The 10,213-nt window shown below is 63.8% G+C and carries 1 protein-coding gene; it reads left to right on the forward strand.

The genetic code is table 11. The features are described from left to right. Positions 1-212: 212 nt before the first annotated feature. Positions 213-10,213: VCBS domain-containing protein (locus AMM41_RS21305; RefSeq protein ID WP_089963934.1), on the forward strand; the 10,001-nt coding region annotated here is incomplete at its 3' end.

The raw sequence follows: 10,213 nt of genomic DNA on the forward strand, positions 1-10,213 counted from the left end.
TCATCAGAAAATTTAACTTCTGATCAAAGCTCCAGCTCGCCCTGCACCGCCTTTTCCTTCTTCACGAACTTGAACGTGAACTGAAGGCTGTAGACCGAGCGCCCGCGCTTGGTCTCTTTCCACTCGAYRKCACCGGCACCGCCATCGAAGACAGCAGCGCCCAAGCGGCGGGCACGCTCACCGTCACCGGTGCGGCCAACAGCGCCAACAACGTGCTCAAGGCCCCCACCAGCTTGGCCGGCCAGTATGGCAACTTCACCCTGGACACCACCACCGGCGCTTGGACCTACACGCTGGACAACGGCAAAGCGGCCACGCAAGCGCTCACCGCTGGCCAGCAAGTGAGCGACAAACTCAGCGTCACCAGCCAAGATGGCAGCGCTGTCAAAGACATCGTCATCGCCATCACCGGCGTCAACGACAAAGCCCTCATCACCGGCCAGACCACGGGCGGCGTGAGCGAAGACGCCCCTGCCACCACCACCAGCGGCACCCTCACCGTGAGCGATGTGGACACCGGCCAAGCCGCCTTGCAAACGCCAGCCAGCCTGGCCGGCACTTATGGCAACTTCACGCTCAACACCGCCACCGGCGCTTGGGTCTACACGCTGGACAACAGCAAAGCGGCCACGCAGGCCCTGACCCAAGGCCAACAAGTCACCGACAAACTCACCGTCACCAGCCAAGACGGCAGCGCCACACAAGACATTGTGGTCACCGTCACGGGCGCGGCCGAGGGCGCTGTCAGTGGCACCGTCATTGGTGGCACCAACACGGGCGCCGTGATCGAAGACAGCACCTCGCAGGTCGCAGGCGTCTTGGTGGTCACCGGCGCTGCCAACAGCGCCGACAACGTGCTGCAAACGCCTACCAGCTTGGCCGGCACTTACGGCACCTTCACGCTCAACGCCACCACAGGCGCTTGGAGCTACACCCTGGACAACAGCAAAGCGGCCACACAGGCCCTGGCGCAAGGCCAGCAAGTCACCGACAAACTCACCGTGGCCAGCAAAGATGGCAGCGTGGCCAAAGACCTCTTGGTCACCGTCACCGGCACCAACGACGGCGCGGCCATTGCGGGCACCAGCACCGGCACCGTCACCGAAGACGCTCCTGCCAACACCGCCAGCGGCACCCTCACCGTGAGCGATGTGGACACCGGCCAAGCCTTCTTGAGCACGCCCACCACCGCCAGCCTGGCCGGTACCTATGGCAACTTCACGCTCAACACCACCACCGGCACCTGGCTCTACACCCTGGACAACAGCAAACCCGCCACGCAAGCCCTGAGCACTGGCCAGCAAGTCACCGACACCTTGCGCGTGACCAGCCAAGACGGCACGGCCTCCCAAACCATCACCGTCACCGTCAACGGCAACACCGACAGCGGCAGCGCCGCGTCCATCGGCGGCACCAGCACCGGCACCGCCATCGAAGACAGCACCGCCCAAGCTGCTGGCACGCTCAGCGTCACAGGCGCTGCCAACAGCGCCGACAACGCCCTGCAAACACCCACCAGCCTGACTGGCACGTACGGCAACTTCACGCTCAACAGCGTCACCGGCGCCTGGACCTACACGCTGGACAACAGCAAAGCGGCCACGCAAGCGCTGGCGGCTGGCCAGCAAGTCAGTGACAAACTCACCGTCACCAGCAAAGACGGCAGCGCATCCAAAGACATCGTCATCGCCATCACCGGCGTCAACGACAAAGCCCTCATCACCGGCCAGAGCACCGGCAGCGTCACCGAAGACTCGGCCACACAAAACACCGCCACCGGCACCCTCACCGTGGCCGATGTGGACACCGGCGAAGCCCTGCTGCAAACCGCCACCACCGCCAGCCTGGCTGGCACCTACGGCAGCTTCACGCTCAACACCGCCACCGGCACTTGGCTCTACACCCTGGACAACAGCAAGCCGACCACCCAAGCCCTGGCTGCAGGCCAGCAAGTCAGCGACCAACTCACCGTGAGCAGCAAAGACGGCACGGCCTCGCAGCTGATCACCGTCACCGTCACCGGCGCAGCCGATGCCAACGCCACCGCCATCACCGGCACCAACACCGGCACCGCCATCGAAGACAGCACCGCCCAAGCCTCGGGCACGCTCAGCGTCACAGGCGCTGCCAACAGCGCCGACAACGTGCTGCAAGCGCCCACCAGTTTGGCGGGCCAGTACGGCAACTTCACACTCAACCCCACCACGGGCGCTTGGACCTACACGCTGGACAACAGCAAAGCGGCCACGCAAGGCTTGACACAAGGCCAGCAAGTCACCGACAAGCTCACCGTCACCAGCAAAGACGGCAACGCCATCAAAGAAATCTTGGTCACCGTCAGCGGCGTCAACGATGCGGCCGTCATCAGCGGCCAAGCCACGGGCAGCGTGACCGAAGACTCGGCCGCACAAACCACCGCCAGCGGCACCCTCGCCGTGACGGATGTGGACACCGGCCAAGCCTTCTTGAGCACGCCCACCACCGCCAGTTTGGCCGGCACGTATGGCAACTTCACGCTCAACACCGCCACCGGCACCTGGACCTACACGCTGGACAACAGCAAACCGGCCACGCAAGCCCTGGCCCAAGGCCAACAAGTCACCGACACCTTGCGCGTGACCAGCCAAGACGGCAGCGCCACACAAGACATTGTGGTCACCGTCAACGGCGTCAACGAAACCGTGGCCAAACCCACCACCATCAGCGAAGTCACCGACAACGCAGGCAACCCCGGCGGGGCCACACAAAGCGTGCCCAATGGTGCCAGCACCAACGACACCACCCCCACCTTCAAAGGCACAGGCACGCCCGGCGAAGTCGTCACCCTCAAAGACGGCGACAAAATCATCGGCTCCACCACCGTCAACCCCGACGGCACTTGGAGCTTCACCGCGCCTGAGCAAGCCACCGGCCCGCACAGCTACACCGCCAGCACCCCATCGGGCGGCACCACCGCGCCGTTCACCGTGACCGTGGACACCGCGCCGCCCACCATCGTGGTCAGCGTGGACAAAGCCAACATCGGCAGCGCCGACACGGCCAGCGTCACCTTCACCCTGTCTGAGGCCAGCACCGACTTCATCAAAGACGACATCACCGTCACCGGCGGCAGCTTGGGGCCACTGGTCCAAAGCGCCACCAACCCGCTGGTCTACACCGCCACCTTCACGCCCACCCCAGGCGCCGCCGCAGGCTCCAGTGGCACCGTCAAAGTCGACAGCAACAAATTCACCGACGCCGCAGGCAACGCCAACGCAGACGGAACAGACGCCAACAACAGCGTCAGCATCACCGTGGTCGCGGGCAAGCCCACCGCCATCAGCGAAGTCACCGACAACGCAGGCAACCCCGGCGGGGCCACAGCTGTGGTGCCCAATGGTGCCAGCACCAACGACACCACCCCCAGCTTCAAAGGCACCGGCACGCCCGGCGAAGTCGTCACCCTCAAAGACGGCGACAAAATCATCGGCTCCACCACCGTCAACCCCGACGGCACTTGGAACTTCACCGCGCCTGAGCAAGCCACCGGCCCGCACAGCTACACCGCCAGCACCCCGTCGGGCGGCACCACCGCACCGTTCACCGTGACCGTGGACACCGCGCCGCCCACCATCGCGGTCGCCATCGACAAAACCAGCATCGGCAGCGACGAGATGGCCCAGCTCACCTTCACCTTGAGTGAAGCCAGCAGCGACTTCAGCAACAGCGACATCACGGTCACCGGCGGCAAACTGGGCACCTTGGTCCAAAGCAGCACCAACCCGCTGGTCTACACCGCCGTCTTCACCCCCGACGGCAGCGCAGCGGCGGGCACCGTGCGGGTTGACAGCAACACATTCAGCGACGCCGCAGGCAACTTCAACCAAGACGGCGCCGACACCAACAACGCCGTGGGCCTGAACATCACCGCCTCGCCGGGCAACGCGGCCATCACGCTGGCCCCCATCACCGGTGACAACCTCATCACCGCCACCGAAGGCAGCACCCTGGTCAACGTCACCCTCACTGGCAAAGTGACTGGCGCGTTCACAGCAGGCGACGTGGTCACCCTGCGCGTGCACGACCAAGTGCTCACCACCACCGTGGACGCCGCAGGCAACTACAGCCAAGTCGTCAGCATGGCCGCCCTCAAAGCCGACGCGGACACCCAAGTCGAAGTGTCTGTTGCAGCCAAAGACCCATCCTCTGGCCAAACCAGCACCGCCAGCAACAAGCAAAACTACACGGTCGAGACCAACCCCAACAGCGGCACCGCCTTGTTCATCGACCCCGTCACGGCCGACAACATTGTCAACCTGGCCGAGTCCAAAGCCACCGACACCACCATCACGGGCAAAGTCACGGGCGTGTTCGCTGCGGGCGACAAAGTCACCCTCACCGTCAACGGCAACCCCTACAGCGCCAACGTCAACGCCGATGGCAGCTTCAGCATCCCCGTCAAGACCCTGGACCTGCTGGCCGACAAAGACACCCAAATCGACGGCATTGTCAGCGTCAACGGCGGCGCGATCTACAGCGCCCAACAAAACTACGCCGTCGACACCACGCCGCCTGCAGGCACGGTCACGCTCAACCCCCTCACGCCCGACAACCTGATCGACGCTCAAGAAGCGGGTCAAACCACCTTGCCCGTCACCGGCAAAGTCACCGGCGACTTCAAAGTGGGCGACAAAGTCACCGTCACCGTCGACGGCAAGCCCTACAGCGGCACCGTGGACGCCCAAGGCAACTTCAGCATCCCCGTGCCCACAGCGGCCCTGATTGCCGACCCGGACACGAAGTACGAAGTCACTGTGGCCCTCACGGACGGCGCAGGCAACACCGGCACGGCATCAGGTGCCAACGACTACAACAGCAACGTGGCACCGCCCGCCAACAACGTGGCCATCAGCTTGAACCCGGTCACGGGCGACAACATCATCACCGTGGCCGAGGGCCAAGCCGACAGCATCACGCTCTTTGGCAAAGTCTCGGGCGCGTTTACCGCAGGGGACGTGGTCACCCTCCGCGTGCACGACCAGATTCTTTCTACCACCGTGGACGCTGTGGGCAACTACAGCCAAATCGTCAGCATGGCCGCCCTCAAGGCCGACCCGGACACCAAGGCAGAAGTCAGTGTGGCCGCCAAAGACCCGGCCACTAACAAGATCAACACCGTGGCGACCAGCCAGGACTACACGGTGGAGACCGATGGCAGTGGTGGCAAGCCAGACACGGCCGGCAAAACCGTCGCCCTGTTCATCGACCCGGTCACCTCTGACAACGTGATCAACGCCAGCGAAGCCAAGGCCACCGACACCGCCATCACTGGCCGCGTCACAGGCGTGTTCACGCCAGGCGACCAAGTCATCCTCAGCGTCAACGGCAAGCCCTACAGCGGCGCTGTCAACGCCCAAGGTGCCTTCAGCATCAACGTGCCCACGGCCGAACTGCTGGCCGACTACGACACCCAAATCGAAGGCCGCATCACCACCAGCGCAGGCACGGCCAACGCGGTGCAAAACTACGCCCTGAGCGACAGCAACACCAACGGCGCCAACACCGCCATTGGCGGCGCCAGCAGCGGCGCGGCCATCGAAGACAGCACAACCCAAGCCTCGGGCAGCCTCAGCGTCACGGGCGCGGCCAACAGCGCCGACAACGTGCTGCAAGCGCCCTCCAGCTTGGCAGGCACTTACGGCAACTTCACGCTCAACCCCACCACAGGTGCCTGGAGCTACACGCTGGACAACAGCAAAGCGGCCACCCAGGCCCTGACACAAGGCCAGCAAGTGAGCGACAAACTCACCGTCAGCAGCAAAGACGGCCTGGTCAGCAAAGACATCACCATCGCCATCACCGGCACCAATGACACCGCCGCCATCACCGGCAGCAAAACCGGCAGCGTCACCGAAGACGCTGCACAAAACACCGCCACCGGCACGCTCACCGTGGCCGACGTGGACACCGGCGAAGCCGCGCTGCAAACGCCCACCACCGCCAGCTTGGCTGGCCAGTACGGCAACTTCACGCTCAACACCGCCACCGGCGTTTGGCTCTACACCCTGGACAACAGCAAAGCGGCCACACAAGCCCTGGCTGCAGGCCAGCAAGTCACCGACACCTTGCGCGTGACCAGCAAAGACGGCAGCGCCACACAAGACATCGTGGTCACCGTCACCGGTGCAGCCGATGCCAGCACCACCGTCATCAGCGGCACCAGCACCGGCACCGCCATCGAAGACACCACCGCCCAAGCCTCGGGCGCGCTCAGCGTCACGGGTTCTGCCAACAGCGCCGACAACGCGCTGCAAGCGCCTGCCAGCCTGGCTGGCCAATACGGCAACTTCACGCTCAACACCACTACCGGCGCTTGGACCTACACGCTGGACAACAGCAAAGCGGCCACACAAGCGCTGACACAAGGCCAGCAAGTCACAGACAAACTCACCGTCACCAGCAAAGACGCCTCGGCCATCAAGGAAATCATCGTCACCGTCACCGGTGTCAACGACACAGCTGCCATCACCGGCACCAAAACCGGCTCGGTCACCGAAGACCAACTGGTCACCACCGCCTCTGGCGCCCTGACAGTCAGCGATGTGGACACCGGCGAAGCCCTGTTGGCCACGCCCAACAGCGCCACCTTGGGCGGCACTTACGGCAACTTCACGCTCAACACATCTACCGGCACCTGGGTCTACGCCCTGGACAACAGCAAAGCGGCCACCCAAGCGCTCATCAGTGGCCAGCAAGTGCAAGACAAACTCACTGTCAGCAGCAAAGACGGCACCGCCAGCCAAGAGATCGTGGTCACCGTCAACGGCGTCAACGAAACCGACACCACCAACGGCAAAGCCGCCATCACGCTGGCCCCCATCACCGGCGACAACCTGATCAGCGCCACCGAAGGCAGCACGCTCACCAACGTCACGCTGACTGGCAAAGTCACGGGCGCGTTCACAGCAGGCGACGTGGTCACCATTCGCGTGCACGACCAAGTGCTCACCACCACCGTGGACGCCGCAGGCAACTACAGCCAAGTGGTCACCATGGCCGCGCTCAAAGCCGACAGCGACACCCAAGTCGAAGTGTCGGTCGCAGCCAAAGATCCGTCTACAGGCCAAACCAGCACCGCCACCAACAACCAAAACTACACCGTTGAGCCCACCAGCGGCACAGGCACAGCCCTGTTCATCGACCCGGTCACCTCTGACAACATCGTCAACCTGGCCGAGTCGGGTGCGGTCAGCATCCCCGTCACTGGCAAAGTGACAGGCAAGTTCAGTGCAGGCGACGTGGTCACCCTCATCGTCAACGACCAGAAGTTCTCGGGCACTGTGGACGCCAACGGTGCCTACAGCATCCCCGTCAAGACCCTGGACCTGCTGGCGGACAAAGACACCCAAATCGAGGCCAGCGTGAGCGTCTCGGGGGCCAACTACAGTGCTCAGCAAAACTACGCCGTGGACACCACACCGCCCACAGGCACAGTCACGCTCAACCCGCTCACGCCCGACAACCTGATCGACGCCCAAGAAGCGGGTCAAGCCACACTGCCTGTCACCGGCAAAGTCACCGGCGACTTCAAAGTGGGCGACAAAGTCACCGTCACCGTGGACGGCAAGCCCTACAGCGGCACAGTGGACGCCCAGGGCAACTTCAGCATCCCCGTGCCCACAGCGGCCCTGATTGCCGACACGGACACCAAATACGAAGTCACCGTCGCTTTGACCGACGGCGCAGGCAACACCGGCACCGCCTCGGGTGCCAACGACTACAACAGCAACGTCGCTCCGCCCGCCAACAACGTGGCCATCAGCTTGAACCCGGTCACGGGCGACAACATCGTCACCGTGGCAGAAAGCCAAGCCGACAGCGTCACGCTCTCGGGCAAAGTCTCGGGCGCGTTCACGGCAGGTGACGTGGTCACCATCCGTGTGTTTGACCAGATTCTCTCCACCACGGTGGACGCGGCGGGCAACTACAGCCAAGTGGTCAGCATGGCCGCCATCAAGGCCGACATCGACACGAAGGCCGAAGTGAGTGTCGCGGCCAAAGACCCCGTCTCGGGCAAAGTCAACACCGTGGGCACCTACCAGGACTACACCGTGGAGACCGATGGCACCGGTGGCAAGCCAGACACAGTGGGCAAAACGGTGGCCTTGTTCATCGACCCGGTCACGGCTGACAACCTGATCAACGCCACCGAAGCCACATCCGCCAACACCCCCGTCACCGGCAAAGTGACAGGCAAGTTCGCTGCAGGCGACGAAGTCACGCTCACCCTCAACGACAAGCCGTTCAAAGTCAACGTGCTGGCCGACGGCAGCTTCAGCATCGCCGTGCCCACGGCCGACCTGGTCGCCGACCGCGACACACAAATTGAGGGCTCAGTCACCACCAGCGCAGGCACGGCCAGCGCGGTGCAAAACTACGCCCTGGGTGAGGGCGCAGGCCCCAACCCGGTCAAGCCCGCCATCACCGAAGTCACCGACAACGTGGGCAACCCGAACAATGGCACTGAGCCCTTGACCAACGGCGGCGACACCAACGACACCACGCCCACCTTCAAAGGCACAGGCACGCCCGGCGAAGTCGTCACCATCAAAGACGGCGACAAGGTGGTGGGCAGCACCACCGTCAACCCCGACGGCTCTTGGAGCTTCACCGCGCCCGAGCAAGCCGCAGGCCCGCACAGCTACACCGCCAGCACCCCGTCCGGCGGCACCAGCGAGCCGTTCGCATTCAAGATCGACACCACACCGCCCACCATCAAGGTGGACATCGACAAAACCACCCTCAACACCGACGAAACGAGCACCGTCACCTTCACCCTGAGTGAATCCAGCACGGACTTTGTCAATGGCGACATCGCCGTCACCGGCGGCACCCTGAGCCCGCTGGTCCAAAGCAGCACCAACCCGCTGGTCTACACCGCCACCTTCACACCTGCCAGCGGTGCCACCGCAGGCACTGTCAAAGTCGACAGCAACAAGTTCAGCGACGCCGCAGGCAACTTCAACCAAGACGGCACAGAAGCGGACAACAGCGACAGCGTGACCATCACCACTGGCGCAGGCAAAGCCGCCATCACGCTGGCCCCCATCACCGGCGACAACCTGATCAGCGCCACCGAAGGCAGCACGCTCACCAACGTCACCCTGACTGGCAAAGTCACGGGCGCGTTCAGCGCAGGCGACGTGGTCACGATCCGTGTGCACGACCAAGTGCTCACCACCACGGTGGACGCCAGCGGCAACTACAGCCAAGTGGTCACCATGGCTGCCCTCAAAGCCGACTCGGACACCCAAGTCGAAGTGTCGGTTGCAGCCAAAGACCCTGTTTCTGGCCAGATCAGCAACGCCAGCAACAACCAAAACTACACGGTGGAGCCCACCACCGGCACGGGCACGGCCCTGTTCATCGACCCGGTCACGGCTGACAACATCGTTAACCTCGCCGAGTCGGGTGCGGTCAGCATCCCCGTCACTGGCCGCGTGACAGGCAAGTTCAGCGCAGGCGACGTGGTCACCCTCATCGTCAACGACCAGAAGTTCTCGGGCACTGTGGACGCCTCTGGCAACTACAGCATCCCCGTCAAAACCCTGGACCTGCTGGCGGACAAAGACACCCAAGTCGAGGCCAGCGTGAGCGTCTCGGGGGCCAACTACAGTGCTCAGCAAAACTACGCCGTGGACACCACGCCGCCCACAGGCACGGTCACGCTCAACCCGCTCACACCTGACAACCTGATCGACGCTCAAGAAGCGGGCCAGGCCACCTTGCCCGTCACCGGCAAAGTCACGGGCGACTTCAAGCCGGGCGACAAAGTCACGGTCACCGTGAACGGCAACCCCTACAGCGGCACCGTCAACCCCGACGGCACCTTCAGCGTCAACGTGCCCACGGCCGAGCTCATTGCCGACCCGGACACGAAGTACGAAGTCACTGTGGCCCTCACGGACGGCTCGGGCAACCCCGGCACGGCATCAGGCGTCAACGACTACAACAGCAACGTGGCACCGCCCGCAGGCAACGTGGCCATCACCTTGGAGCCCGTCACCGGTGACAACGTCATCACCCTGGCCGAAGGCAGTACCGCCACCACCACGCTCAGCGGCAAAGTGATTGGCGCGTTCAGCGCAGGTGATGTCGTCACCTCCTTTGTCAACGACAAAACCTTCACCACCACCGTCGCTGCCGCTGGCAGCTACAGCTTGGGCGTCGCCAC

The organism is Limnohabitans sp. 2KL-3 (assembly GCF_001269405.1).
Lineage (GTDB): Bacteria > Pseudomonadota > Gammaproteobacteria > Burkholderiales > Burkholderiaceae_C > Limnohabitans_A.